This window comes from Streptomyces canus, assembly GCF_030815415.1.
Lineage (GTDB): Bacteria > Actinomycetota > Actinomycetes > Streptomycetales > Streptomycetaceae > Streptomyces > Streptomyces canus_F.
In genome coordinates this window covers 4277536-4300479 of the sequence record NZ_JAUSWW010000001.1, presented here as the reverse complement: position 1 = coordinate 4300479, position 22944 = coordinate 4277536, and the positions used below count along the sequence as shown (strand labels likewise).

Genomic DNA, 22944 nt, shown 5'->3' with positions numbered 1-22944 from the left:
GGTCGGATCGTCCGATATCGGACGAGGACTGAGAAATGGGAATCCGCAAGTACAAGCCGACTACGCCGGGCCGTCGTGGCTCCAGCGTCGCCGACTTCGTCGAGGTCACGCGGTCCACGCCGGAGAAGTCGCTGGTCCGCCCGCTGCACAGCAAGGGCGGCCGTAACAACGCCGGTCGTGTGACCGTTCGCCACCAGGGTGGCGGACACAAGCGCGCCTACCGAGTGATCGACTTCCGTCGTCACGACAAGGACGGCGTGCCGGCGAAGGTCGCGCACATCGAGTACGACCCCAACCGCACCGCGCGCATCGCGCTGCTGCACTACGTGGACGGCGAGAAGCGCTACATCCTCGCCCCGCGCAACCTGCAGCAGGGTGACCGCGTCGAGAACGGTCCCGGGGCCGACATCAAGCCGGGCAACAACCTGGCGCTCCGCAACATCCCGGTCGGTACCACGATCCACGCGATCGAGCTCCGTCCCGGTGGCGGCGCCAAGTTCGCCCGCTCCGCCGGTGCCTCGGTGCAGCTGCTCGCGAAGGAGGGCCAGATGGCCCACCTCCGCATGCCTTCCGGTGAGATCCGCCTGGTCGACGTGCGCTGCCGCGCCACCGTCGGCGAGGTCGGCAACGCCGAGCAGAGCAACATCAACTGGGGCAAGGCCGGCCGCAAGCGCTGGCTGGGCGTTCGTCCGACCGTTCGCGGTGTGGCGATGAACCCGGTTGACCACCCGCACGGTGGTGGTGAGGGCAAGACCTCCGGTGGTCGCCACCCGGTCTCCCCGTGGGGTCAGAAGGAGGGTCGTACTCGTTCGCCGAAGAAGGCTTCGAACAAGTACATCGTCCGCCGCCGCAAGACGAACAAGAAGCGCTAGGAGCGGGTTTAGATGCCGCGGAGTCTCAAGAAGGGGCCCTTCGTCGACGACCACCTGATCAAGAAGGTGGACGCCCAGAACGAAGCTGGCACCAAGAACGTCATCAAGACCTGGTCCCGTCGCTCCATGATCGTGCCGGCCATGCTCGGCCACACGCTCGCGGTGCACAACGGCAAGACCCACATCCCGGTGTTCGTCACCGAGTCGATGGTCGGTCACAAGCTCGGCGAGTTCTCGCCGACTCGTACCTTCCGGGGTCACGTCAAGGACGACCGGAAGTCGAAGCGCCGCTAGTAGCGGATCGCATTCAGACACGTAAGTAACTGAGAGGGACAACCATGGAAGCCAGGGCCCAGGCGCGGTACATCCGCGTTACGCCCATGAAGGCCCGCCGCGTGGTGGACCTTATTCGTGGCATGGATGCCACGGAGGCTCAGGCTGTTCTGCGATTCGCTCCGCAGGCAGCCTCAGTGCCGGTCGGCAAGGTGCTCGACAGCGCCATCGCCAACGCCGCGCACAACTACGACCACACCGACGCCGACAGCCTCGTCATCTCCGAGGCGTACGTCGACGAGGGCCCGACCCTGAAGCGGTTCCGTCCGCGTGCCCAGGGCCGCGCCTACCGGATCCGCAAGCGGACCAGCCACATCACCGTGGTCGTCAGCAGCAAGGAAGGAACCCGGTAATGGGCCAGAAGGTAAACCCGCACGGGTTCCGGCTCGGTGTCACCACGGACTTCAAGTCCCGGTGGTACGCCGACAAGCTGTACAAGGACTACGTCAAGGAAGACGTCGCCATCCGTCGGATGATGACGTCCGGCATGGAGCGCGCCGGCATCTCGAAGGTGGAGATCGAGCGCACCCGTGACCGTGTGCGTGTGGACATCCACACCGCGCGTCCGGGCATCGTCATCGGCCGCCGTGGCGCCGAGGCCGACCGCATCCGCGGTGACCTCGAGAAGCTCACGGGCAAGCAGGTCCAGCTGAACATCCTCGAGGTCAAGAACCCTGAGACGGATGCTCAGCTGGTTGCTCAGGCCGTTGCCGAGCAGCTCTCCTCCCGCGTCTCCTTCCGTCGGGCCATGCGTAAGAGCATGCAGTCCGCCATGAAGGCCGGCGCCAAGGGCATCAAGATCCAGTGCGGCGGCCGCCTCGGTGGCGCCGAGATGTCCCGCTCGGAGTTCTACCGCGAGGGCCGTGTGCCCCTGCACACGCTCCGCGCGAACGTGGACTATGGCTTCTTCGAGGCCAAGACGACCTTCGGCCGCATCGGTGTGAAGGTCTGGATCTACAAGGGCGATGTCAAGAACATCGCTGAGGTCCGCGCCGAGAACGCCGCAGCCCGCGCCGGCAACCGCCCGGCCCGTGGCGGCGGCGGCGCCGACCGCCCGGCCCGTGGTGGCCGTGGTGGCGAGCGCGGCGGTCGCGGTCGTAAGCCGCAGCAGGCTCCCGCTGCCGAGGCCCCCAAGGCCGAGGCTCCGGCGGCTGCCGCTCCGGCTGAGAGCACCGGAACGGAGGCCTGACCGACATGCTGATCCCCCGTAGGGTCAAGCACCGCAAGCAGCACCACCCGAAGCGCCGTGGTCAGGCCAAGGGCGGTACGACGGTCTCGTTCGGCGAGTACGGCATTCAGGCCCTCACGCCGGCGTACGTGACCAACCGCCAGATCGAGGCGGCCCGTATCGCGATGACCCGCCACATCAAGCGTGGTGGCAAGGTCTGGATCAACATCTACCCGGACCGCCCGCTCACGAAGAAGCCTGCCGAGACCCGCATGGGTTCCGGTAAGGGTTCTCCCGAGTGGTGGATCGCGAACGTGCACCCGGGCCGGGTCATGTTCGAACTGTCCTACCCCAACGAGAAGATCGCCCGTGAGGCCCTGACTCGCGCAGCCCACAAGCTGCCGATGAAGTGCCGGATCGTCAAGCGCGAGGCAGGTGAAGCGTGATGTCGGCCGGTACCAAGGCGTCCGAGCTGCGCGAACTGGGTGACGAGGAGCTTCTCAACAAGCTCCGCGAAGCCAAGGAAGAGCTGTTCAACCTCCGCTTCCAGGCGGCGACGGGTCAGCTCGAGAACCACGGTCGGCTCAAGGCCGTCCGTAAGGACATCGCGCGGATCTACACCCTGATGCGTGAGCGCGAGCTGGGCATCGAGACGGTGGAGAGCGCCTGATGAGTGAGAGCAACGTGACTGAGCAGACTGCAGAGGCCCGCGGCTTCCGCAAGACCCGTGAGGGTCTCGTCGTCAGCGACAAGATGGACAAGACCGTCGTCGTCGCCGTCGAGGACCGCGTCAAGCACGCGCTGTACGGCAAGGTCATCCGCCGTACCAACAAGCTCAAGGCGCACGACGAGCAGAACGCTGCCGGCGTCGGCGACCGGGTCCTCCTCGCGGAGACCCGCCCGCTGTCGGCGACCAAGCGCTGGCGCATCGTCGAGATCCTCGAGAAGGCCAAGTAATTTCCTGCGGGGGTAATCCCGCAGGTCAGTTCCGCCAGGCTCGGCAGGGGTTCCGTCACGGAACCCCTGCCGGGAACCGGCAGACAAACAGGAGATAGACGTGATCCAGCAGGAGTCGCGACTGCGTGTCGCCGACAACACTGGTGCGAAGGAAATCCTTTGCATCCGTGTGCTCGGTGGCTCCGGTCGCCGCTACGCGGGCATCGGTGACGTCATCGTCGCCACCGTCAAGGACGCGATCCCCGGCGGCAACGTGAAGAAGGGTGACGTCATCAAGGCGGTCATCGTTCGCACCGTCAAGGAGCGCCGCCGTCCCGACGGCTCGTACATCCGCTTCGACGAGAACGCCGCTGTCATTCTCAAGAACGACGGCGACCCTCGTGGCACCCGTATCTTCGGCCCGGTCGGCCGGGAGCTGCGCGAGAAGAAGTTCATGAAGATCATCTCGCTCGCGCCGGAGGTGCTGTAAGCATGAAGATCAAGAAGGGCGACCTGGTTCAGGTCATCACCGGTAAGGACAAGGGCAAGCAGGGCAAGGTCATTGCCGCTTACCCGAGCGACGAGCGTGTCCTGGTCGAGGGTGTCAACCGGGTCAAGAAGCACACCAAGGCCGGCCCGACCGCCAAGGGTTCGCAGGCCGGTGGCATCGTCACGACCGAGGCGCCGATCCACGTCTCCAACGTCCAGCTGGTCGTTGAGAAGGACGGCAACAAGGTCGTCACGCGTGTCGGTTACCGCTTCGACGACGAGGGCAACAAGGTTCGCGTTGCCAAGCGGACTGGTGAGGACATCTGATGGCTACCACCACGACTCCGCGTCTCAAGACGAAGTACCGCGAGGAGATCGCGGGCAAGCTGCGTGAGGAGTTCTCCTACGAGAACGTCATGCAGATCCCCGGCCTCGTCAAGATCGTGGTCAACATGGGTGTGGGCGACGCCGCCCGCGACTCCAAGCTGATCGAGGGCGCCATCCGCGACCTCACCACGATCACCGGTCAGAAGCCGGCCGTCACCAAGGCCCGCAAGTCCATCGCGCAGTTCAAGCTGCGCGAGGGTCAGCCGATCGGTGCCCACGTCACGCTCCGTGGCGACCGCATGTGGGAGTTCCTGGACCGCACCCTGTCGCTCGCGCTGCCGCGCATCCGCGACTTCCGTGGTCTGTCCCCCAAGCAGTTCGACGGCCGTGGCAATTACACCTTCGGTCTCACGGAGCAGGTCATGTTCCACGAGATCGACCAGGACAAGATCGACCGCACCCGGGGTATGGACATCACCGTGGTGACCACGGCGACCAACGACGCTGAGGGCCGCGCGCTCCTTCGTCACCTCGGCTTCCCCTTCAAGGAGGCGTGAGCGAGATGGCGAAGAAGGCTCTGATTGCCAAGGCTGCTCGTAAGCCCAAGTTCGGAGTACGTGGCTACACGCGCTGCCAGCGCTGCGGCCGTCCGCACTCCGTGTACCGCAAGTTCGGCCTGTGCCGCGTGTGCCTCCGTGAGATGGCTCACCGTGGCGAGCTGCCGGGCGTGACCAAGAGCTCCTGGTAGTCCCCCTTTTAGGGACTCCAAGGGCTCTCGGTAAGCACTGGGCGTGTCAGGCGCCCTGCTCTCCATGGCTTAGGCTAGGAGGGTTGGGCGCCTGATGGTAGCCCGTACGACTTACTACGCCGTAGGTCCACCGCACCGCACCCGCCTCGTCTCGGATCGAGGAGAGGGATGGGCACCTGGAAACCCCGGCGAGAGAGGCCGAAGGCCAATTCATGACCATGACTGATCCGATCGCAGACATGCTTACGCGTCTGCGGAACGCGAACTCGGCGTACCACGACTCTGTGACGATGCCGGCGTCCAAGATCAAGTCTCACATCGCGGAGATCCTCCAGCAGGAGGGCTTCATCACGGGCTGGAAGGTCGAGGACGCCGAGGTCGGCAAGAACCTCGTCCTCGAGCTGAAGTTCGGCCCGAACCGTGAGCGCTCCATCGCGGGCATCAAGCGGATCTCCAAGCCCGGTCTCCGGGTTTACGCGAAGTCCACCTCCCTGCCCAAGGTGCTGGGTGGCCTCGGCGTGGCGATCATCTCCACGTCCCACGGGCTCCTCACCGACAAGCAGGCCGGCAAGAAGGGCGTAGGCGGAGAAGTTCTCGCCTACGTCTGGTAGCGGAAGGGAACGGAAGAAGCTATGTCGCGTATTGGCAAGCTCCCCATCACGGTTCCCGCCGGCGTGGACGTCACCATCGACGGCCAGACGGTCTCGGTGAAGGGCCCCAAGGGATCCCTGAGCCACACCGTCGTTTCGCCGATCGAGATCGCCAAGGGTGAGGACGGCGTCCTGAACGTCACCCGCCCCAACGACGAGCGTCAGAGCAAGGCCCTGCACGGCCTGTCCCGCACGCTGGTGGCGAACATGATCACCGGCGTGACCCAGGGTTACGTGAAGAAGCTCGAGATCAGCGGTGTCGGTTACCGCGTTACGGCCAAGGGATCGAACCTCGAGTTCGCTCTGGGCTACAGCCACCCGATCACCGTCGAAGCCCCCGAGGGCATCACCTTCAAGGTTGAGAACCCGACCCGTTTCTCGGTCGAGGGCATCGACAAGCAGAAGGTCGGCGAGGTTGCGGCCAACATCCGCAAGCTGCGCAAGCCCGACCCGTACAAGGCCAAGGGCGTCAAGTACGAGGGCGAAGTCATCCGCCGCAAGGTCGGAAAGGCGGGTAAGTAAGCCATGGCATACGGACAGAAGATCCTTAAGGGCGACGCCTACAAGCGCGCCGCGATCAAGCGCCGTCACATTCGTATCCGCAAGCACATCTCGGGTACGGCTGAGCGGCCGCGTCTCGTTGTGACGCGCTCGAACCGCCACATCGTGGCCCAGGTCATCGACGACATCAAGGGTCACACCCTGGCGTCGGCGTCGACCCTGGACACCTCGATCCGCGGTGCCGAGGGCGACAAGTCCGCGCAGGCGAAGTCGGTCGGCGCCCTGGTCGCCGAGCGCGCCAAGGCCGCGGGCGTCGAGGCTGTCGTATTCGACCGTGGTGGCAACCAGTACGCCGGGCGCATTGCCGCCCTGGCGGACGCCGCCCGCGAAGCCGGGCTCAAGTTCTGAGCCGCTTCCGTAGCTAGCGGAAACAGAGAGAGGTAATTCCAATGGCTGGACCCCAGCGCCGCGGTGGCGGTGCCGGTGGCGGCGAGCGGCGGGACCGGAAGGGCCGTGACGGCGGCGCAGCTGCCGCCGAGAAGACCGCTTACGTTGAGCGCGTTGTCGCGATCAACCGTGTCGCCAAGGTTGTGAAGGGTGGTCGTCGCTTCAGCTTCACTGCGCTCGTCGTAGTGGGCGATGGCGATGGCACCGTCGGTGTCGGTTACGGCAAGGCCAAGGAGGTGCCGGCCGCGATCGCCAAGGGTGTTGAAGAGGCCAAGAAGCACTTCTTCAAGGTCCCCCGTATCCAGGGCACCATCCCGCACCCGATCACGGGCGAGAAGGCCGCGGGCGTCGTCCTGCTCAAGCCTGCTTCCCCCGGTACCGGCGTTATCGCCGGTGGCCCGGTGCGTGCCGTGCTCGAGTGCGCCGGCGTTCACGACATCCTGTCGAAGTCGCTCGGCTCGTCGAACGCGATCAACATCGTGCACGCGACCGTGGCGGCCCTCAAGGGCCTGCAGCGTCCCGAGGAGATCGCGGCTCGCCGTGGTCTGCCCCTCGAGGACGTCGCTCCCGCGGCTCTGCTGCGTGCGCGTGCCGGGGCTGGTGCTGCGTAATGGCACAGCTCAAGATCACGCAGACGAAGTCGTACATCGGCAGCAAGCAGAACCACCGTGACACCCTGCGTTCCCTTGGTCTCAAGGGCATCAACACGCAGGTCGTCAAGGAGGATCGTCCCGAGTTCCGCGGCATGGTGCACACCGTCCGCCACCTCGTGACGGTCGAGGAGGTCGACTGATCATGGCGGAGAACAACCCGCTCAAGATCCACAACCTCCGTCCCGCCCCGGGCGCCAAGACCGCCAAGACCCGTGTGGGTCGTGGTGAGGCGTCGAAGGGTAAGACGGCTGGTCGTGGTACCAAGGGCACGAAGGCCCGTTACCAGGTTCCGGAGCGCTTCGAGGGTGGGCAGATGCCCCTCCACATGCGTCTTCCGAAGCTCAAGGGCTTCAAGAACCCGTTCAAGGTCGAGTTCCAGGTCGTGAACCTCGACAAGCTGGCCGCCCTCTACCCCGAGGGTGGCGAGGTCACCGTCGAGGGTCTGGTGGCCAAGGGGGCCGTTCGCAAGAACAGCCTCGTCAAGGTCCTCGGTCAGGGTGAGATCACCGTGGCGCTGCAGGTGACGGTCGACGCCGTCTCCGGCTCCGCCAAGGAGAAGATCACCGCGGCCGGCGGCACCGTCACCGAGCTCGTCTGAATACCTCAGGCGTCTCGATGACTTGAGCGATCCCGACCGGGGATACCCCACAAATGGGGTATCCCCGGTTGGTCGTTCCTAGGGTGGCAGTCTCGCCGGTAAGGTGGCCTGCACTGCCAACTTTCACGGGGTGCCGCACCTGGGGCACCTTGAGCGGCAGTTGGCCGTTACGTATTCGTCTGTATCCGTCGAACCTCAAGACCGTCACCCTTGACGCAGTAGCGCGGGGGTCGCAGGAGGCACCGTGCTCACCGGCGTTCGCCCGGGCGTTCAAGACGCCCGACCTGCGCAAGAAGCTGCTCTTCACGCTGGCCATCATCGTGGTGTACCGAGTGGGTACCCACGTCCCGATCCCCGGCGTCGACTACAAGTCCGTTCAGCAGTGCGTCGACGAGGCGTCCGCGAACCAGGGCCTCTTCGGTCTGGTCAACATGTTCAGCGGCGGAGCGCTGCTGCAGATCACCATCTTCGCGCTCGGGATCATGCCGTACATCACGGCGAGCATCATCCTTCAGCTGCTGACCGTGGTCATCCCGCGCCTGGAAGCCCTCAAGAAGGAGGGCCAGGCCGGTACCGCGAAGATCACGCAGTACACCCGCTACCTGACCGTGGCGCTCGCCATCCTTCAGGGCACGGGCCTCGTCGCCACCGCCCGCAGCGGTGCGCTGTTCTCCGGCTGCACCACCGCGTCGTCCATCGTCCCGGACCGCTCGATCTTCTCCACGATCGTCATGGTCATCACCATGACCGCCGGTACGGCCGTCGTGATGTGGCTCGGTGAGCTCATCACCGACCGCGGTATCGGCAACGGCATGTCGATCCTGATGTTCATCTCGATCGCCGCCACCTTCCCGTCGGCGCTGTGGGCCATCAAGAAGCAGGGCACCCTGGCCGACGGCTGGATCGAGTTCGGCACCGTCGTCGCGGTCGGCCTGGTCATGGTCGGTCTGGTGGTCTTCGTCGAGCAGGCTCAGCGCCGTATCCCGGTTCAGTACGCGAAGCGGATGATCGGCCGCCGCGCCTACGGCGGGACGTCCACCTACATCCCGCTGAAGGTGAACCAGGCGGGTGTGATCCCCGTCATCTTCGCGTCGTCACTGCTGTACATCCCGGCTCTCATCGCGCAGTTCTCGAGCAGCGACTCCGGCTGGAAGACCTGGGTCACGCAGAATCTGACCAAGGGCGACCACCCGATTTACATCACCATGTACTTCTTGCTGATCGTTTTCTTCGCCTTCTTCTACGTCGCGATCTCCTTCAACCCCGAGGAAGTCGCCGACAACATGAAGAAGTATGGTGGCTTCATCCCGGGCATCCGGGCTGGCCGACCGACCGCTGAGTACCTCTCCTACGTACTCAACCGGATCACCTGGCCGGGTTCGCTGTACTTGGGTCTGATTGCTCTCGTCCCGACGATGGCGTTGGTTGGTTTCGGGGCAAACCAGAACTTCCCGTTCGGCGGGACCAGCATCCTGATCATCGTGGGTGTGGGTCTTGAGACGGTGAAGCAGATCGAGAGCCAGCTCCAGCAGCGCAATTACGAAGGGTTCCTCCGCTGATGCGAATCGTCCTCGTCGGGCCGCCTGGCGCCGGAAAGGGAACGCAGGCCACGCGCCTCGCCGAGAAACTGCGTGTCCCGCACATCTCCACGGGCGACCTGTTCCGCGCCAACATCAGCCAGCAGACGGACCTTGGCAAACTCGCGAAGTCCTACATGGACGCCGGCAATCTCGTCCCCGACGAGGTCACCATCGCGATGGCGAAGGACCGTATGGAACAGCCGGACGCCGTGAACGGCTTCCTGCTGGACGGCTTCCCGCGGAACGTCTCACAGGCCGAGGCGTTGGACGAGCTGCTCACCACCGAGGGCATCAAGCTGGACGCGGTGCTGGATCTGGAGGCCCCCGAGGAGGAGGTCGTCAAGCGGATCGCCGGTCGGCGCATCTGCCGTAACGACTCCTCGCACGTCTTCCACGTGACGTACAAGAAGCCGGCCAAGGAAGGCGTCTGCGACGTCTGCGGCGGCGAGCTGTACCAGCGGGACGACGACTCCGAGGCCACCGTCCGCACGCGGCTCGAGGTCTACCACACGCAGACCGAGCCGATCATCGACTACTACAAGTCGCAGGGCCTGGTCGTGACGATCGAGGCCATGGGTCCGGTGGACGAGGTCACCACTCGTGCGCTGGCCGGACTGAAGCGTGAGGGCGACGACCAGTAGTCGTCGTCCTGGTACGGCCGTGGAGTCCCGAGGGACTGCACGGCCGTACTGTTGTGTAGGTAACCGAACCAGCGAGTGACGGAGAGCGCAGGCCCCCCATGGTGCAGATCAAGACCCCCGAGCAGATCGCCAAGATGCGTGAGGCGGGACTGGTCGTCGCCGCCATCCACGCGGCCACGCGGGAGGCCGCTGTGCCAGGGGCGTCCACGAAGGACCTGGACGAGGTCGCGCGCAAGGTGCTCGCCGAGCACGGGGCGAAGTCGAACTTCCTGGGGTACGGCGGTTTCCCGGCGACGATCTGCACCTCCGTGAACGAGGTCGTGGTCCACGGCATCCCGTCCGAGGACGTGGTCCTGGCGGACGGCGACATCATCTCCATCGACTGCGGCGCGATCGTCGACGGCTGGCACGGAGACGCGGCCTACACGGCCTTCGTGGGGTCCGGTCACGCTCCTGAGCTCCTCGAGCTGTCCCGGGTGACGGAAGAGTCCATGTGGGCCGGTATCGCCGCGATGAAGCAGGGCAACCGGCTGGTGGACGTGTCGAAGGCCATCGAGACGTACATCCGCCGGCAGCCGAAGGCCGGCGGCGGGCGCTACGGGATCATCGAGGACTACGGCGGCCATGGCATCGGTACCGAGATGCACATGGACCCGCATCTGCTGAACTACGTCGACCGGCGGCGGGGGAAGGGGCCGAAGCTGGTTCCCGGGTTCTGCCTCGCGATCGAGCCGATGGTGTCGCTGGGGACGCCCAGGACCGAGGTCCTCTCCGACGACTGGACCGTCATCACGACGGACGGTACGTGGTCTTCGCACTGGGAGCACTCTGTCGCGTTGACCGTGGAGGGTCCGCTGGTGCTCACGGCTCCCGACGGGGGTAAGGCGAAGCTGGCCGAGTACGGGGTCGTCGCCGCTCCGGATCCGCTGGCCTGAGCGCCTTGCGGGGAGGGCGGTTCTGTCGTCCCCGCGTGCTTAAAGATCTCCCCTCCCGGGCATTCTTCCTCGATTCGTTTTTCCGGGTGTGCTGACGTAGACTGACTCGTCGGCTCTCGTGCACCCGCATGTCTGCATGCGCTCGCGCAGAGTCGATCAAGGTAGTCGATTCGAAGGGCGAAGCGTGGCCAAGAAGCAAGGTGCCATCGAGATCGAGGGCACTGTCGTCGAGTCTCTTCCGAACGCCATGTTCAAGGTCGAGCTCCAGAACGGCCACCAGGTCCTGGCACACATCAGCGGCAAGATGCGTATGCACTACATCCGTATCCTCCCTGACGACCGGGTCGTGGTGGAGTTGTCTCCGTACGACCTGACGCGTGGCCGGATCGTCTACCGCTACAAGTAGATCTTGCCCGCATCCCGTTTCGGCGGGGTGGTGGCACTGACCCGGAGAACCTCACTAATGAAGGTCAAGCCGAGCGTCAAGAAGATCTGCGACAAGTGCAGGGTGATCCGCCGTCACGGTCGGGTCATGGTCATCTGCGAGAACCCGCGCCACAAGCAGCGCCAGGGCTGACGCACGACCTATCCCTCTGCATCGATATCGCAGAGATTCGCGCGACGCGAGCTGAATTTGTTCATACGCAGAACCCAGGCACTCCGGTGTCTGACACCCCCGGTTCGGAGGCCGGGGACCCAGTTCGTACCTGGTACGGCGGCTGGGAACCGGTTCTGTGGAAGACCTCCGAAGATCACCAGGAGCCATTGAATGGCACGCGTTTCCGGTGTTGACATCCCGCGCGAAAAGCGCGTGGAGGTCGCCCTGACCTACGTGTTCGGTATTGGCCGTACTCTCTCCCAGCTGACGCTGGCCGAGACCGGCGTCGACCCGAACACCCGCGTTCGCGACCTCTCCGAGGAGCAGCTCGTCGCGATTCGTGAGTACGTCGACAACAACATCAAGACCGAGGGTGACCTCCGTCGCGAGGTCCAGGCCGACATCCGCCGCAAGGTGGAGATCGGTTGCTACCAGGGTCTCCGTCACCGTCGTGGTCTGCCCGTTCGCGGTCAGCGCACCAGCACGAACGCTCGTACCCGCAAGGGCCCGCGTCGCGCCATCGCCGGCAAGAAGAAGCCGGGCAAGAAGTAGTCCTCAGCGGACAACGCTTCATCAGCGGTCTTCGCTGTAGGACCGACCACCTCCCCGTAGGAGTTACTAGATGCCCCCCAAGGGTCGTCAGGGCGCTGCCAAGAAGGTGCGCCGCAAGGAAAAGAAGCACGTCGCTCATGGGCACGCCCACATCAAGAGCACGTTCAACAACACGATCGTCTCGATCACGGACCCCTCGGGCAACGTGATCTCCTGGGCCTCCGCCGGCCACGTCGGCTTCAAGGGCTCGCGCAAGTCCACCCCCTTCGCCGCGCAGATGGCCGCCGAGTCGGCCGCCCGCCGCGCGCAGGAGCACGGCATGCGCAAGGTTGACGTGTTCGTCAAGGGTCCCGGCTCCGGCCGTGAGACCGCGATCCGCTCCCTCCAGGCCACCGGCCTCGAGGTCGGCTCGATCCAGGACGTCACGCCGACCCCGCACAACGGCTGCCGTCCGCCCAAGCGCCGCCGCGTCTGACGCACGGCTGCTTGGTCTGAGGTTTTCGGGCGGTATGACTCTTCGGAGTCGTATCGCCCGTACCCTTGTAACAAATCAGGGCGTCAAATAGCGGGCGCCCCTGACAGAAGGAACGCACCATGCTGATCGCTCAGCGTCCCTCGTTGACCGAAGAGGTCGTCGACGAGTTCCGCTCCCGGTTCGTGATCGAGCCGCTGGAGCCGGGCTTCGGCTACACCCTCGGCAACTCTCTTCGCCGTACTCTCCTGTCGTCGATCCCCGGCGCTGCTGTCACCAGCATCCGCATCGACGGTGTCCTGCACGAGTTCACCACCGTGCCGGGCGTCAAGGAGGACGTCACCGACCTGATCCTCAACATCAAGCAGCTGGTCGTCTCCTCGGAGCACGACGAGCCGGTCGTGATGTACCTGCGCAAGCAGGGTCCGGGTCTGGTCACCGCCGCCGACATCGCGCCTCCGGCCGGTGTCGAGGTGCACAACCCCGACCTGGTCCTGGCCACGCTGAACGGCAAGGGCAAGCTGGAGATGGAGCTCACGGTCGAGCGTGGCCGTGGTTATGTCTCGGCCGTGCAGAACAAGCAGGTGGGCCAGGAGATCGGCCGTATTCCGGTCGACTCCATCTACTCGCCGGTTCTGAAGGTGACGTACAAGGTCGAGGCGACCCGTGTCGAGCAGCGGACCGACTTCGACAAGCTGATCGTCGATGTCGAGACCAAGCAGGCGATGCGTCCGCGTGACGCCATGGCCTCTGCCGGTAAGACGCTGGTCGAGCTGTTCGGTCTCGCCCGTGAGCTGAACATCGACGCCGAGGGCATCGACATGGGCCCGTCCCCCACGGACGCCGCCCTGGCCGCTGACCTGGCGCTGCCGATCGAGGAGCTGGAGCTCACCGTTCGGTCGTACAACTGCCTCAAGCGTGAGGGCATCCACTCCGTGGGTGAGCTCGTCGCCCGCTCCGAGGCCGACCTCCTGGACATCCGTAACTTCGGTGCGAAGTCCATCGACGAGGTCAAGGCGAAGCTGGCCGGCATGGGCCTGGCCCTCAAGGACAGCCCGCCCGGATTCGACCCGACCGCCGCCGCCGACGCCTTCGGTGCCGACGACGACGCGGACGCGGGTTTTGTGGAGACCGAGCAGTACTGATCGGTCATTGCCGGTGAGCATCCGCTCACCGGGTTCCTGACCCCGGTACCTGATACGGCCGGGGCAGACCAAGGAGAAAGAAATGCCGAAGCCCACCAAGGGTGCCCGTCTGGGCGGCAGTGCCGCGCACGAGAAGCTGCTTGTCGCGAACCTCGCGAAGGCGCTCTTCGAGCACGGCCGGATCACCACCACCGAGGCGAAGGCGCGCAAGCTGCGTCCCTACGCCGAGCGTCTGATCACCAAGGCGAAGAAGGGCGACCTTCACAACCGCCGCCAGGTGCTCCAGGTGATCACGGACAAGAGCGTCGTCCACACGCTCTTCACCGAGATCGGCCCGCGGTACGAGAACCGTCCGGGTGGCTACACCCGTATCACCAAGATCGGTAACCGCCGTGGCGACAACGCGCCCATGGCTGTCATCGAGCTGGTCGAGGCGCTGACGGTCGCGCAGGCTGCGACGGGTGAGGCCGAGGCCGCCACCAAGCGTGCCGCCAAGGACGCCGAGGCTGCTCCGGCTGCCGAGGAGACCAAGGTCGACACGACCAAGGCCGACGAGGCCGAGGACGCCGCCGAGGAGTCCAAGGACGCCTGAGGCTCCGCCTCGCGTTGACAAAGCGGGCCCGTTCCTTTCCAGGAGCGGGCCCGCTTTCGTGTTCCTGAGAGGATCTCTGTGTGAGTGACGAAGTAGAGCCCGGGTTCGTGCGGGTGCGGATGGATCTGTCGTACGACGGGAGCGAGTTCTCCGGGTGGGCCAAGCAGGCCGGGGGGCGGCGGACCGTGCAGGGGGAGGTCGAGGACGCGCTGCGTACGGTGACCCGGTCCCGGGAGACGTACGAGCTGACCGTGGCCGGGCGGACCGATGCCGGGGTGCATGCGCGGGGGCAGGTCGTGCATGTCGATCTGCCTCGGGAGGTCTGGGGTGAGCATCACGACAAGTTGCTCAAGCGGCTCGCCGGGCGGCTGTCGAAGGATGTACGGGTGTGGGCGCTCCGTGAGGCGCCCAGCGGTTTCAACGCCCGGTTCTCCGCCGTCTGGCGGCGGTACGCCTATCGCGTCACCGACAACCCCGGGGGCGTGGATCCGCTGCTGCGGAGTCATGTCCTGTGGCACGACTGGCCGCTCGACGTCGATGCGATGAACGAGGCCGCCGGGCGGCTCCTCGGGGAGCACGACTTCGCCGCCTACTGCAAGAAGCGGGAGGGTGCGACCACCATTCGTACGCTCCAGGAGCTGAGCCTGGCGCGAGGCGAGGACGGGATCATCACCGCCACGGTCCGGGCCGATGCCTTCTGCCACAACATGGTGCGTTCGCTGATCGGGGCGCTGCTGTTCGTGGGGGACGGGCACCGGGGGCCGGAGTGGCCGGGGAAGGTGCTGGCCGCGGGGGTCAGGGACTCCGCAGTGCATGTCGTACGGCCGCACGGGCTGACGCTCGAAGAAGTCGGCTACCCGGCCGACGAGTTGCTGGCCGCGCGGAACAAGGAGGCGCGGAATCGGCGCTCGCTGCCCGGGACGTCCCGTTGCGAAACCTGTTAGTTACCGCTCATTTCGCCGCAGATAGCGGACATGTCTCACCTTTCCCGGCGTAAGCCTCCATCCGACTCTTACGTCATCTACATAACGTCAGTTAATCTTTCGCAGCTCGGCCATTGGTTCGAATGGGGAGGCCGAGCACGGGTGGGGGTCGACGGGCCGGTGGGGCCCATGGGCGGTTTCTTTTTCATGAGTTCAGTGGGTCCGGTACGGACCGGGGGGCGTCGCAACGCGCGTCAGAACAGCGGACGGCGCAGGGCCGGGCGAAGTGGGAGCGCTCCACTGGGGCTGCTGCCGCTGCCGCCGACGGACAAGGAGAAGTACTCCTATGCCCGGCGGAACCTGTGGATTCTGACGATCAGTTCGCTGATCAGCTTCTGCTGCCTGGTGGTGAGTCAGTTCGAGCTGGCGAAGTCCACGCCGGTGCTGTGGATCTACACACCGCTGCTGGTCTTCACGGTCATCTACTACCTGATATCGCTCCGGGTGAATGGTTTCACCAGGGACTTCGACATCGCGTACCACAAGCGGCTGGTCCACAACTGGCGGCCCGAGGTCTATCCCACGGTCGATGTGTTCCTGCCGGTGTGCGGTGAGCCCATCGAGGTGCTGCACAACACCTGGCGGCATGTCCGGGACATGGCCGACCACTACCCGGGCGTCTGCGTCCCGTTCGTCCTCGACGACGGCGCCGACCCCCAGCTGGAGGCGATGGCCCGGGACTTCGGGTTCCGCTACGGCACCCGCGAGAACCGCGGCTGGTTCAAGAAGGCCGGCAACCTGCACTTCGGGTTCGGGCAGTCCGACGGCAAGTACATCCTCATCCTGGACGCCGACTTCACCCCGCGCGCGGACCTGCTCCAGGAGCTGCTGCCGTACATGGAGTCCGACCCGGGCATCGGCATCGTCCAGTCCCCGCAGTACTTCCGGGTGCTGGACTCGCAGAACTGGATCGAGCGCGGCGCGGGCGCCGTGCAGGAGCTGTTCTACCGGTCCGTGCAGGTCTCCCGGCAGGGCAGTGACGGCGCGATCTGCGTCGGCTCCTGTGCCGTGTACCGGCGGGCCGCGCTGGAGACCAACGGCGGTACGACGCTGATCGAGCACTCCGAGGACGTGCACACCGGCTTCGACCTGCGGGGGCTGGGCTGGGACCTGCGGTATGTGCCGGTCGCCGTCTCCACCGGAGTGTGCCCGGACACCGCCGGTGCCTTCTTCAACCAGCAGTACCGCTGGTGCTCCGGGTCGATGAGCCTGCTCGGCAGCAGGAAGTTCTGGGAGCGCAAGATCAAGCTCTCCAGCCGGCTGTGCTACATGTCCGGGTTCTTCTACTACATCCACACGGCGCTGTTCACCTTCGCGGCGCCGGTCATCCCCATCGTGCTGCTGGTGATGATGCCGGACAAGCTCCAGGTCGAGCATCTGCTCATGGTGGCGCCCAGCATCCTCTACACCACCATCGTCTTCCCGATGTGGCACAAGGCGCCCTACCGGCTGGAGGCCTGGGCCGCCCGCATGATGTACGGCTGGGCGCACGTCTTCGCCATCTGGGACATCCTGCGCAAGAACCGCATGGGCTGGCAGCCCACCGGTTCCTCCGGGGCCAAGAAGAACAAGACCCGCCGCTTCTGGATCGGCATGTGGGTCTGGAGCGGCGGCACCGCCCTGATCTGGGTGGTCGGCGCCGTGTACCGGACGTTCACCATGGACGCCCCGAACTTCGCCCTGATCCTGTCCTCCGGACTCTTCTACGCCCTCGTGGTGGCCCGTGTGCTGGTCCAGCCCCGCGAGAAGGAGGCCGTCTGATGCAGCTTCGCACCCGCACGCGCACCGCACTGACCGCCGTCCTGCTCACCGCGCTGGCCCTCAGCGGCTGCTCTGTGCTCGACGACTCGAACAACGGCTCACCGGCCGGACAGAGCGAGGGGGACGCCGATCGGTCGCAGAGCGCGGAGTCGGACCTTCCCTACGACGTCACCCCGCTGCTGAAGCCGGAGAAGAAGTACTACGGCGCCGCCCTCGACGGCGCTCCCAACTCCATGAAGGCCGTCGACGCCTACACCACGATGACCGGCAAGCAGCCGAACCTCATCGAGTACTACGCCGCCTTCGGGGACGGCTTCGACGCCAGCGGTGTGCGCAAGGCCTGGAAGGAGGGCGCCCTGACACTGATGTCCTGGGAGCCCTTCGACACCAGCATCGCGGACATCGCGGCCGGCACGTCGGACGCGTACATCAAGAAGTACGCCACGGCCGTGCGCAAGCTGAATCTCCCCGTCGTGATCGACTTCGCCGACGAGTTCAACGGCCACTGGGAGAAGTGGGGCACGAAGCACGCGACCCCCGAGGACTACGTGGCCGCCTGGCGGCACATCCACGACACGTTCATCGACGCCGGCGCCTCGAACGTGATCTGGGCCTGGTCGCCGAACATCGTCAATCCGGTCAAGAGCGTCAAGCTGAAGCCGTACTACCCGGGAGACGCCTACGTCGACTGGGTCGGGCTGATCGGCTACTGGACGATCGACGACGACAACGCCTTCGACAGCGTCTTCGGTCCCACCATCGACCAGATCCGCACCTTCACCAAGAAGCCGATGCTCCTCCTGGAGACCGCGGCCATGGCGGGTGAGCGGCGACGGGCCGACATCCGCAACCTGTTCGCGGGTGTGGAGGCCGACGACATGCTCGGCTTCATCTGGTTCAACCACAAGAAGCGTGCCGACTGGCGGTTGGAGGCGAGCCCGCTGGCCCTCCAGGAGTTCAAGCGGCTGGCCGCGGACGACCGTTTCGGCTTCGACGTACGGAAGCCGTGATGACCTCCCGACACGATCACTACACGCCGCAGCCCTACGATCCGTACGCCGACGACGACGGCAGCTGGTTCAACTCGAACGGCCGGCCGCCGCAACAGCAGTCCCAGCAGCAGGGGCACGGGTACGACGCCCAGCAGCATCCCCAGCAGCAGCAGCAGCAGCCGCCGTACTCGGCCGGCATCCCGGAACAGCCGCAGAGCGGTCACGACGACCAGCCGACGTACGCCCTGCGCACCGTGCAGTACCAGCAGGTGCCGGACGCGGACGAGGAGCCCGACTATCACATCCCCGAAACGCCGGAAGCCGGCTGGGACATGGCCACGAGCCGGCGGCGGGCCTGGGTCAGCCGGGCCGTGCTGCTGTGCATCATGCTCGTCCAGGCGGCGCTGTCGCTGCGGCTGGCCAACACGGCGTTCCAGGACGAGGCGCTGTACCTGGCGGCCGGCCACGCCGAGCTGGACCACCTCCTCAACGGCACCGATCTGCCGCGCGACTACGCCGCGTACTTCTCCGGCTCCCCGCAGCTGTACCCGGTGCTCGCCGCGATGGCCGACGCCAAGTTCGGGCTGGCCGGGGCGCGTTGTCTGAGCCTGTTCTTCATGCTCTGCACCACCGGGTTGCTGTACTCGTTCAGCCGGCGGCTGTTCAACGAACGGGCCGCGCTGGCCGGTACCGCGCTCTACGCGGTGCTCCAGTCGACCGTCGTCATGGGCTACTTCGCCACGTACGACGCGGCCGCGGTGTTCCTGCTGGCCCTGACGACCTGGATCGTCGTGCGCACCGACCGGGCGCCCGTCCTCGCCGTGTTGCTGGCCGCGCCCGTCGCGGTCCTGGCGGTCGGGGTGAAGTACGCGTCCGCGCTGTATCTGCCGACGATCATCGTGCTCGCGCTGCTCACGGCGTGGCCGCACAAGGGCCGCAAGGCGTTCGCGCGGATGGTGCTGCTCGCGCTCGGCATCGGCGCCCTGGTCGCCGTCGGTATGTACACCACCGACCTGATGGACGGTGTGCGGCAGACCACCACCAACCGTGCCCATGGCACCGACACCACCGAGTTCCTGCTGGAACAGTCCGCCAAGTGGGGCGGGCTGATGTTCCTGGCCGCCGTCGGCGGCGCGATCTCGTACGTGCGGCGCAGCCGGATGAACGAGTCGCCGCTGGCCCTGCGATTGGGCAACCCCGGCTGGCGCTGGCGGGCCCTGCTCGGTCTGCTGCTGTGCGGCACGGCCGTGCTGGCACCGGCGTACCAGGTCCATCTGGGGACCGTGGTCTCGCTGTTCAAGCACGTCGGCTTCGGTCTGCTCTTCGCCGCGCCGATGGCCGGTGTGGGGGTGACCCGGCTGGTGGGTGCGCACTTCCGCTATCCCCAGCTCGGCATCATGCTCTGGACGGCCATGCTGTGCCTGGGCATCCAGCAGGCCGACTGGCGCTTCGACGTCTGGCCCAACTCCTCGAAGATGATCAGTGCCATCGAGTCCCATGTGGACCGCAAGGGCAACTACCTCGCCTCGACGCCCGAGGTGCCCGTCTACTACCTGTACGACAAGTCCGGCCACAACCAGTGGCACAGCCTTTTCGGCATGGAGTACAAGGACGCGAAGGGCAAGTACTACACCGGCGACGGCGCCTACAAGGCGGCGGTCAAGGACGGCGACTTCGACCTGATCGTCCTCGACGGGCTCACCAATCCGCGGGTGGACGACATCGTCGCCGCCGCGGTCAAGGGCAACTCGCACTACCGGCTGCTGGCCGAGATCCCGTTCCGCAACGCGAACGGCACGAGCGAGTACCGCATCTGGATCAAGACCTCCTGAGCACCTCCGCGCCGAGGTAGAAAGGCCGTACTCATGCGGCTCACTGTCATCGGCACCGGCTACCTCGGTGCCACCCACGCCGCCTGCATGGCCGAGCTCGGTCATGAGGTGGTCGGCGTCGACGTCGACCCGGACAAGATCGCCGCGCTGCGGGCCGGCCAGGTGCCGTTCCATGAGCCCGGGCTGCCCGAGCTGATCCGGAAGCACACGGCGACCGGGCGACTGAGGTTCACCACCGACCACACGGAGGCCGGGGCCTTCGGCGAGGTGCACTTCGTGTGTGTCGGCACCCCGCAGCGCAAGGACTCCGAGGGCGCCGACCTCACCTATGTCGACGCGGCTTTCGCGGCGATCGCCGAGCACGCGGCCGAGGACTCGCTGCTGGTCGGCAAGTCGACCGTGCCGGTGGGCACGGCGGAGCGGCTCGCCGGGACGCTGGGCGTCGAGGTCGCCTGGAACCCGGAGTTCCTGCGGGAGGGCTTCGCCGTCGAGGACACGCTGCGGCCCGACCGGCTGGTGATCGGTGTCCGATCCGCACATGCGGAAACGATCCTCCGCAAGGTGTACGAGCCCGTCCTGGAGGCCGGCACCCCGCTGGTCACCGCCGACTTCCCGACCGCCGAACTGGTCAAGACGGCCGCCAACGCCTTCCTCGCCACCAAGATCTCCTTCATCAACGCGATGGCCGAGCTCTGTGAGGCGGCCGGCGGCGACGTCGGCGTCCTGGCCCAGGCCATCGGCCACGACGACCGGATCGGGAAGAAGTTCCTGCGGGCCGGCGTCGGCTTCGGCGGTGGCTGTCTGCCCAAGGACATCCGCGCCTTCGCGCACCGCGCCGACGAGCTGGGGGTCTCGCTGGCGTTCCTGCGCGAGGTGGACGCGATCAACATGCGCCGTCGCGACAAGGTTGTCGAGCTGGCGCGGGAGCTGTGCGGAGGTGCGGTGCTGGGGGCCCGTATCGCCGTACTGGGCGCGGCGTTCAAACCGGACTCGGACGACATCCGGGACTCGCCCGCGCTCAACGTGGCCGCCCGTCTGCGCCTGGACGGCGCCGACGTCACGGTCTACGACCCCGAGGCGCTGGACAACGCCCGCAAGGCGTTCCCGCTCCTCGGATACGCGCTGTCGGCCGAGGAGGCGCTCAGGGGAGCCGACCTCGTGCTGCATCTGACCGAGTGGCCGCAGTTCCGGGAGATCGACCCGGAGCGGGCCGCGTCGCTGGTGGCCCGTCCGCTGATCGTGGACGGCCGGGGGGCGCTCGACGGGGACCGCTGGTCCGCGGCGGGCTGGCACTTCCGCGCGCTGGGCAGGCCCGCGCCGGTTGAGGAGAGGCCCCTTCAGGGCCTCTAGGGGAGGGAACGGAAAGACATGACGGCCAACGACAGACACGGCGGTGTACCGGTCACCATCGTGATGCCGACGTACAACGAGGCGGCGAACCTGCCCAGGATGGCCGAGCTGGTCCTCGGTCTGCCGATCGACGGGCTGCATCTGAAGATCGTCGACGACTCCAGCCCGGACGGGACGGGGCGGATCGCCGATGAGCTCGCGGAGAAGTACAACGCGGACCAGGCTCACGGGCGGCGCCGGATGAGCGTGCTGCACCGCACCGAGAAGGACGGCCTCGGGCGCGCGTACGTCGCGGGCATGAGCGCCGCGCTCGCCGAGGGCGCCGAGTACGTCATCCAGATGGACGCCGACGGCAGCCACCCCGTCGAGGCGGTGCCGCGGATGCTCGGCACGGCCGTGGCCTCCGGCGTCGGCCTGGTCGTCGGCAGCCGGTACGTCGAGGGCGGCTCGCTGGACGAGGAGTGGGGCCGGCACCGCGTCCTGCTGTCCCGCTTCGCCAACCGCTACGCCCGGACCGTGCTCGGCACGAAGATCCGGGACATCACGGCCGGCTTCAACCTGTGGTCGGCCGCCACGCTGCGTGACGTGGATCTGGCGACCCTGGACAGCGCCGGCTACAGCTTCCAGGTCGAGCTGAAGTTCAAGGCCGTCCGGGCCGGGCACAGCGCCGTCGAGATCCCGATCCGCTTCGAGGAGCGCACCGAGGGCGTCTCCAAGATGAACCTCTCGACGCAGATCGAGTCGGCGCTGGTGCCGCTGCGGCTGCGGATGCGCAACCGGCGCAGCTGAGCGGCCGGGACCGGGATCCGCCGGCCTGCGGGGGCCGGCGGATCGACGCGCTCGCTACTCGTTCGCCGCGGCCGACGCCTGGGCCTCGCCGCGGCGCCGGATCTGGCGGAAGGTGAACTCGGCCAGGTCGTCGCCGGTGGAGAAGACCTGCGTGCTCTTCTCCGTGACGTTCTTGCCGTTGGTGAAGCCGGCGGTCGTGAAGTAGGCGTAGCGGCCGTAGGAGTTGGTCGTCGTACGGCAGATCGCGGAGTCGCAGAAGGACTTCACGCCGCTGCCGGACAGGGACCGCACGACGCTCTTGTCGTCGGCCTGGGTCTTGACCTTGGTCGCCTGTGCCTCGGTGTCGAAGACGGCCACGCCGACCGTCACCGCGACGCCGTCCTTGACATACGTCACCCGCATCAGGCGCGTGCAGTCGTTGGCGTCGAGGATCTTCGGCAGGGTGCCCTGGGCGACCGAGGCGCACTTCTTGGTGTCGGTCGTCGGGCCCTTCTTGTAGACCGTCTCGCCCATGGTCAGCTGCGTGCCCGGGAAGAGGATGTCCGCGCCGATCGGGGCGGTGTCCTTGGTCTTGCTGGAGACGAACTCCTTCGGGTCCAGCGGCGGCGGGGCGCTGGTCGGCGCGAAGGACGGGGCCGTGGCGGACTGGCTCGGGATGTCCGCGGTCGCGGGCAGCGAGGACGCGGTGGACGCCTCACTGTCCCCGTTCGCCGACACCACGGCCACGGCCACGGCGGTGCCTATCGCCACGGTGGCGAGGGCGCCACCGCCGATGAACAGCAGCCTGCGGCGTTTGTTGCGGGTCTCCGACGCCTCGGCGAGCGCGGCCCAGTCCGGGGTCGGGCCGTCACCGCTGCCGGTCCACGGCTGCTGGGAATTCGGTTTCCAGGGATCCCACTGGGACGGGGGTCCCCCCTGCTGCCCAAAGCTCATGGGGCGCATCTTAGACGGGGGGCGGGAGGGGCCGGTGCGCGTACTCGTTTTGACCCGTCCGGGGCAG

Annotated in this window: 33 protein-coding genes; 32 read left to right on the top strand and 1 reads right to left on the bottom strand. The window is 66.6% G+C overall.

Annotation, left to right across the window (positions count from 1 at the left end; genetic code table 11):
- Window positions 1-35: 35 nt before the first annotated feature.
- From rplB to QF037_RS19585, 32 genes are all read left to right on the top strand, one after another.
- Window positions 36-872 (top strand): 50S ribosomal protein L2, encoded by an 837-nt coding sequence (gene rplB, locus QF037_RS19740; RefSeq protein WP_307027061.1) that lies wholly within the window; start codon window positions 36-38, stop codon window positions 870-872.
- Between the two features lie 12 nt (window positions 873-884).
- A complete protein-coding gene (rpsS, locus tag QF037_RS19735; RefSeq protein ID WP_003992359.1) occupies window positions 885-1166 on the top strand; it encodes a 30S ribosomal protein S19 in 282 nt (93 codons plus the stop codon).
- A gap of 44 nt (window positions 1167-1210) precedes the next feature.
- Window positions 1211-1558, top strand: a complete 348-nt coding sequence (rplV, locus tag QF037_RS19730; protein WP_030619142.1) for a 50S ribosomal protein L22 — start codon at window positions 1211-1213, stop codon at window positions 1556-1558.
- The gene (gene rpsC, locus QF037_RS19725) at window positions 1558-2394 is read left to right on the top strand and encodes a 30S ribosomal protein S3 (protein WP_171143557.1); all 837 of its coding nucleotides are present in this window, start codon (window positions 1558-1560) and stop codon (window positions 2392-2394) included. Before rplV ends, rpsC begins: the two co-directional genes overlap by 1 nt.
- Before the next feature lie 5 nt (window positions 2395-2399).
- Window positions 2400-2819, top strand: coding sequence for a 50S ribosomal protein L16 (gene rplP / locus QF037_RS19720; protein WP_006140905.1), 420 nt, complete (start codon window positions 2400-2402; stop codon window positions 2817-2819).
- Window positions 2819-3043 (top strand): 50S ribosomal protein L29, encoded by a 225-nt coding sequence (gene rpmC, locus QF037_RS19715; protein ID WP_005481220.1) that lies wholly within the window; start codon window positions 2819-2821, stop codon window positions 3041-3043. Before rplP ends, rpmC begins: the two co-directional genes overlap by 1 nt.
- Entirely contained in the window at window positions 3043-3330 is a 288-nt protein-coding gene (gene rpsQ / locus QF037_RS19710; RefSeq protein WP_046263523.1) for a 30S ribosomal protein S17, read from the top strand. The genes rpmC and rpsQ overlap by 1 nt, the downstream gene beginning before the upstream one ends.
- Window positions 3331-3430: 100 nt before the next feature.
- Window positions 3431-3799 (top strand): 50S ribosomal protein L14, encoded by a 369-nt coding sequence (rplN, locus tag QF037_RS19705; protein WP_003992364.1) that lies wholly within the window; start codon window positions 3431-3433, stop codon window positions 3797-3799.
- Between the two features lie 2 nt (window positions 3800-3801).
- Complete coding sequence (rplX, locus tag QF037_RS19700; RefSeq protein ID WP_046263522.1) at window positions 3802-4125, top strand: 50S ribosomal protein L24; 324 nt, start codon at window positions 3802-3804, stop codon at window positions 4123-4125.
- On the top strand, window positions 4125-4682 hold the full coding sequence (gene rplE / locus QF037_RS19695) for a 50S ribosomal protein L5 (protein ID WP_003974255.1): 558 nt from the start codon (window positions 4125-4127) through the stop codon (window positions 4680-4682). Before rplX ends, rplE begins: the two co-directional genes overlap by 1 nt.
- 5 nt (window positions 4683-4687) lie before the next feature.
- Entirely contained in the window at window positions 4688-4873 is a 186-nt protein-coding gene (locus QF037_RS19690; protein WP_003948630.1) for a type Z 30S ribosomal protein S14, read from the top strand.
- A gap of 212 nt (window positions 4874-5085) precedes the next feature.
- Entirely contained in the window at window positions 5086-5484 is a 399-nt protein-coding gene (gene rpsH, locus QF037_RS19685) for a 30S ribosomal protein S8 (RefSeq protein ID WP_013001411.1), read from the top strand.
- A 21-nt stretch (window positions 5485-5505) separates the two neighbouring features.
- A complete protein-coding gene (gene rplF, locus QF037_RS19680; RefSeq protein WP_307027057.1) occupies window positions 5506-6045 on the top strand; it encodes a 50S ribosomal protein L6 in 540 nt (179 codons plus the stop codon).
- A 3-nt stretch (window positions 6046-6048) separates the two neighbouring features.
- A complete protein-coding gene (gene rplR, locus QF037_RS19675) occupies window positions 6049-6432 on the top strand; it encodes a 50S ribosomal protein L18 (protein WP_046263520.1) in 384 nt (127 codons plus the stop codon).
- Window positions 6433-6473: 41 nt separating this feature from the next.
- Window positions 6474-7082 carry a 30S ribosomal protein S5 gene (gene rpsE, locus QF037_RS19670; protein ID WP_007384078.1) on the top strand — a complete coding sequence of 203 codons (609 nt, stop codon included), beginning with the start codon at window positions 6474-6476 and terminating at the stop codon, window positions 7080-7082.
- Window positions 7082-7264 carry a 50S ribosomal protein L30 gene (gene rpmD, locus QF037_RS19665; protein WP_005481207.1) on the top strand — a complete coding sequence of 61 codons (183 nt, stop codon included), beginning with the start codon at window positions 7082-7084 and terminating at the stop codon, window positions 7262-7264. The genes rpsE and rpmD overlap by 1 nt, the downstream gene beginning before the upstream one ends.
- Before the next feature lie 2 nt (window positions 7265-7266).
- Window positions 7267-7722, top strand: a complete 456-nt coding sequence (rplO, locus tag QF037_RS19660; protein WP_020941680.1) for a 50S ribosomal protein L15 — start codon at window positions 7267-7269, stop codon at window positions 7720-7722.
- 284 nt (window positions 7723-8006) lie between these two features.
- A complete protein-coding gene (gene secY / locus QF037_RS19655) occupies window positions 8007-9281 on the top strand; it encodes a preprotein translocase subunit SecY (protein ID WP_307037263.1) in 1275 nt (424 codons plus the stop codon).
- Complete coding sequence (locus QF037_RS19650) at window positions 9281-9943, top strand: adenylate kinase (RefSeq protein WP_046263517.1); 663 nt, start codon at window positions 9281-9283, stop codon at window positions 9941-9943. Before secY ends, QF037_RS19650 begins: the two co-directional genes overlap by 1 nt.
- Before the next feature lie 98 nt (window positions 9944-10041).
- The gene (gene map / locus QF037_RS19645) at window positions 10042-10878 is read left to right on the top strand and encodes a type I methionyl aminopeptidase (RefSeq protein WP_307027054.1); all 837 of its coding nucleotides are present in this window, start codon (window positions 10042-10044) and stop codon (window positions 10876-10878) included.
- Window positions 10879-11062: 184 nt separating this feature from the next.
- Entirely contained in the window at window positions 11063-11284 is a 222-nt protein-coding gene (gene infA, locus QF037_RS19640) for a translation initiation factor IF-1 (protein WP_003948620.1), read from the top strand.
- Window positions 11285-11341: 57 nt separating this feature from the next.
- Window positions 11342-11455 (top strand): 50S ribosomal protein L36, encoded by a 114-nt coding sequence (rpmJ, locus tag QF037_RS19635; protein ID WP_003998809.1) that lies wholly within the window; start codon window positions 11342-11344, stop codon window positions 11453-11455.
- Between the two features lie 192 nt (window positions 11456-11647).
- Entirely contained in the window at window positions 11648-12028 is a 381-nt protein-coding gene (gene rpsM, locus QF037_RS19630) for a 30S ribosomal protein S13 (protein ID WP_046263515.1), read from the top strand.
- A 70-nt stretch (window positions 12029-12098) separates the two neighbouring features.
- A complete protein-coding gene (gene rpsK / locus QF037_RS19625; protein WP_307027051.1) occupies window positions 12099-12503 on the top strand; it encodes a 30S ribosomal protein S11 in 405 nt (134 codons plus the stop codon).
- Window positions 12504-12622: 119 nt separating this feature from the next.
- Complete coding sequence (locus QF037_RS19620; RefSeq protein ID WP_003966937.1) at window positions 12623-13645, top strand: DNA-directed RNA polymerase subunit alpha; 1023 nt, start codon at window positions 12623-12625, stop codon at window positions 13643-13645.
- Window positions 13646-13727: 82 nt separating this feature from the next.
- Window positions 13728-14237, top strand: a complete 510-nt coding sequence (rplQ, locus tag QF037_RS19615) for a 50S ribosomal protein L17 (RefSeq protein WP_307027049.1) — start codon at window positions 13728-13730, stop codon at window positions 14235-14237.
- Window positions 14238-14317: 80 nt separating this feature from the next.
- A complete protein-coding gene (gene truA / locus QF037_RS19610; protein WP_307027047.1) occupies window positions 14318-15181 on the top strand; it encodes a tRNA pseudouridine(38-40) synthase TruA in 864 nt (287 codons plus the stop codon).
- A gap of 384 nt (window positions 15182-15565) precedes the next feature.
- Window positions 15566-16981 carry a glycosyltransferase family 2 protein gene (locus tag QF037_RS19605; RefSeq protein ID WP_307037260.1) on the top strand — a complete coding sequence of 472 codons (1416 nt, stop codon included), beginning with the start codon at window positions 15566-15568 and terminating at the stop codon, window positions 16979-16981.
- The gene (locus tag QF037_RS19600; RefSeq protein ID WP_307027045.1) at window positions 16981-17991 is read left to right on the top strand and encodes a glycoside hydrolase family 26 protein; all 1011 of its coding nucleotides are present in this window, start codon (window positions 16981-16983) and stop codon (window positions 17989-17991) included. The genes QF037_RS19605 and QF037_RS19600 overlap by 1 nt, the downstream gene beginning before the upstream one ends.
- A complete protein-coding gene (locus tag QF037_RS19595) occupies window positions 17991-19805 on the top strand; it encodes an ArnT family glycosyltransferase (protein WP_307027043.1) in 1815 nt (604 codons plus the stop codon). The genes QF037_RS19600 and QF037_RS19595 overlap by 1 nt, the downstream gene beginning before the upstream one ends.
- Window positions 19806-19838: 33 nt before the next feature.
- Complete coding sequence (locus QF037_RS19590) at window positions 19839-21155, top strand: UDP-glucose dehydrogenase family protein (RefSeq protein WP_307027041.1); 1317 nt, start codon at window positions 19839-19841, stop codon at window positions 21153-21155.
- An 18-nt stretch (window positions 21156-21173) separates the two neighbouring features.
- Window positions 21174-21944: a polyprenol monophosphomannose synthase gene (locus QF037_RS19585; protein WP_307027039.1), complete on the top strand. Its 771-nt coding sequence runs from the start codon at window positions 21174-21176 to the stop codon at window positions 21942-21944.
- A 54-nt stretch (window positions 21945-21998) separates the two neighbouring features.
- On the opposite strand, the gene QF037_RS19580 is transcribed toward QF037_RS19585, so the two are convergent.
- Window positions 21999-22877, bottom strand: coding sequence for a hypothetical protein (locus QF037_RS19580; protein ID WP_307027037.1), 879 nt, complete (start codon window positions 22875-22877; stop codon window positions 21999-22001).
- Window positions 22878-22944: the final 67 nt, after the last annotated feature.

Bases quoted from the DNA above. Each gene is read 5' to 3' on its own strand.
- rpmC (WP_005481220.1), top strand. From the start codon at position 2,819: ATGTCGGCCGGTACCAAGGCGTCCGAGCTGCGCGAACTGGGTGACGAG.
- rpsC (WP_171143557.1), top strand. From the start codon at position 1,558: ATGGGCCAGAAGGTAAACCCGCACGGGTTCCGGCTCGGTGTCACCACG.
- rplR (WP_046263520.1), top strand. From the start codon at position 6,049: ATGGCATACGGACAGAAGATCCTTAAGGGCGACGCCTACAAGCGCGCC.
- rplE (WP_003974255.1), top strand. From the start codon at position 4,125: ATGGCTACCACCACGACTCCGCGTCTCAAGACGAAGTACCGCGAGGAG.
- QF037_RS19590 (WP_307027041.1), top strand. From the start codon at position 19,839: ATGCGGCTCACTGTCATCGGCACCGGCTACCTCGGTGCCACCCACGCC.
- QF037_RS19620 (WP_003966937.1), top strand. From the start codon at position 12,623: ATGCTGATCGCTCAGCGTCCCTCGTTGACCGAAGAGGTCGTCGACGAG.
- rpsS (WP_003992359.1), top strand. From the start codon at position 885: ATGCCGCGGAGTCTCAAGAAGGGGCCCTTCGTCGACGACCACCTGATC.
- rpmD (WP_005481207.1), top strand. From the start codon at position 7,082: ATGGCACAGCTCAAGATCACGCAGACGAAGTCGTACATCGGCAGCAAG.
- rplB (WP_307027061.1), top strand. From the start codon at position 36: ATGGGAATCCGCAAGTACAAGCCGACTACGCCGGGCCGTCGTGGCTCC.
- rpmJ (WP_003998809.1), top strand. From the start codon at position 11,342: ATGAAGGTCAAGCCGAGCGTCAAGAAGATCTGCGACAAGTGCAGGGTG.
- rplP (WP_006140905.1), top strand. From the start codon at position 2,400: ATGCTGATCCCCCGTAGGGTCAAGCACCGCAAGCAGCACCACCCGAAG.
- QF037_RS19650 (WP_046263517.1), top strand. From the start codon at position 9,281: ATGCGAATCGTCCTCGTCGGGCCGCCTGGCGCCGGAAAGGGAACGCAG.
- rpsE (WP_007384078.1), top strand. From the start codon at position 6,474: ATGGCTGGACCCCAGCGCCGCGGTGGCGGTGCCGGTGGCGGCGAGCGG.
- rpsK (WP_307027051.1), top strand. From the start codon at position 12,099: ATGCCCCCCAAGGGTCGTCAGGGCGCTGCCAAGAAGGTGCGCCGCAAG.
- rplO (WP_020941680.1), top strand. From the start codon at position 7,267: ATGGCGGAGAACAACCCGCTCAAGATCCACAACCTCCGTCCCGCCCCG.
- rplV (WP_030619142.1), top strand. From the start codon at position 1,211: ATGGAAGCCAGGGCCCAGGCGCGGTACATCCGCGTTACGCCCATGAAG.
- QF037_RS19585 (WP_307027039.1), top strand. From the start codon at position 21,174: ATGACGGCCAACGACAGACACGGCGGTGTACCGGTCACCATCGTGATG.
- QF037_RS19600 (WP_307027045.1), top strand. From the start codon at position 16,981: ATGCAGCTTCGCACCCGCACGCGCACCGCACTGACCGCCGTCCTGCTC.
- QF037_RS19690 (WP_003948630.1), top strand. From the start codon at position 4,688: ATGGCGAAGAAGGCTCTGATTGCCAAGGCTGCTCGTAAGCCCAAGTTC.
- rpsQ (WP_046263523.1), top strand. From the start codon at position 3,043: ATGAGTGAGAGCAACGTGACTGAGCAGACTGCAGAGGCCCGCGGCTTC.
- QF037_RS19580 (WP_307027037.1), bottom strand. From the start codon at position 22,877: ATGAGCTTTGGGCAGCAGGGGGGACCCCCGTCCCAGTGGGATCCCTGG.
- rpsH (WP_013001411.1), top strand. From the start codon at position 5,086: ATGACCATGACTGATCCGATCGCAGACATGCTTACGCGTCTGCGGAAC.
- QF037_RS19595 (WP_307027043.1), top strand. From the start codon at position 17,991: ATGACCTCCCGACACGATCACTACACGCCGCAGCCCTACGATCCGTAC.
- rplX (WP_046263522.1), top strand. From the start codon at position 3,802: ATGAAGATCAAGAAGGGCGACCTGGTTCAGGTCATCACCGGTAAGGAC.
- rplF (WP_307027057.1), top strand. From the start codon at position 5,506: ATGTCGCGTATTGGCAAGCTCCCCATCACGGTTCCCGCCGGCGTGGAC.
- rpsM (WP_046263515.1), top strand. From the start codon at position 11,648: ATGGCACGCGTTTCCGGTGTTGACATCCCGCGCGAAAAGCGCGTGGAG.
- rplQ (WP_307027049.1), top strand. From the start codon at position 13,728: ATGCCGAAGCCCACCAAGGGTGCCCGTCTGGGCGGCAGTGCCGCGCAC.
- map (WP_307027054.1), top strand. From the start codon at position 10,042: ATGGTGCAGATCAAGACCCCCGAGCAGATCGCCAAGATGCGTGAGGCG.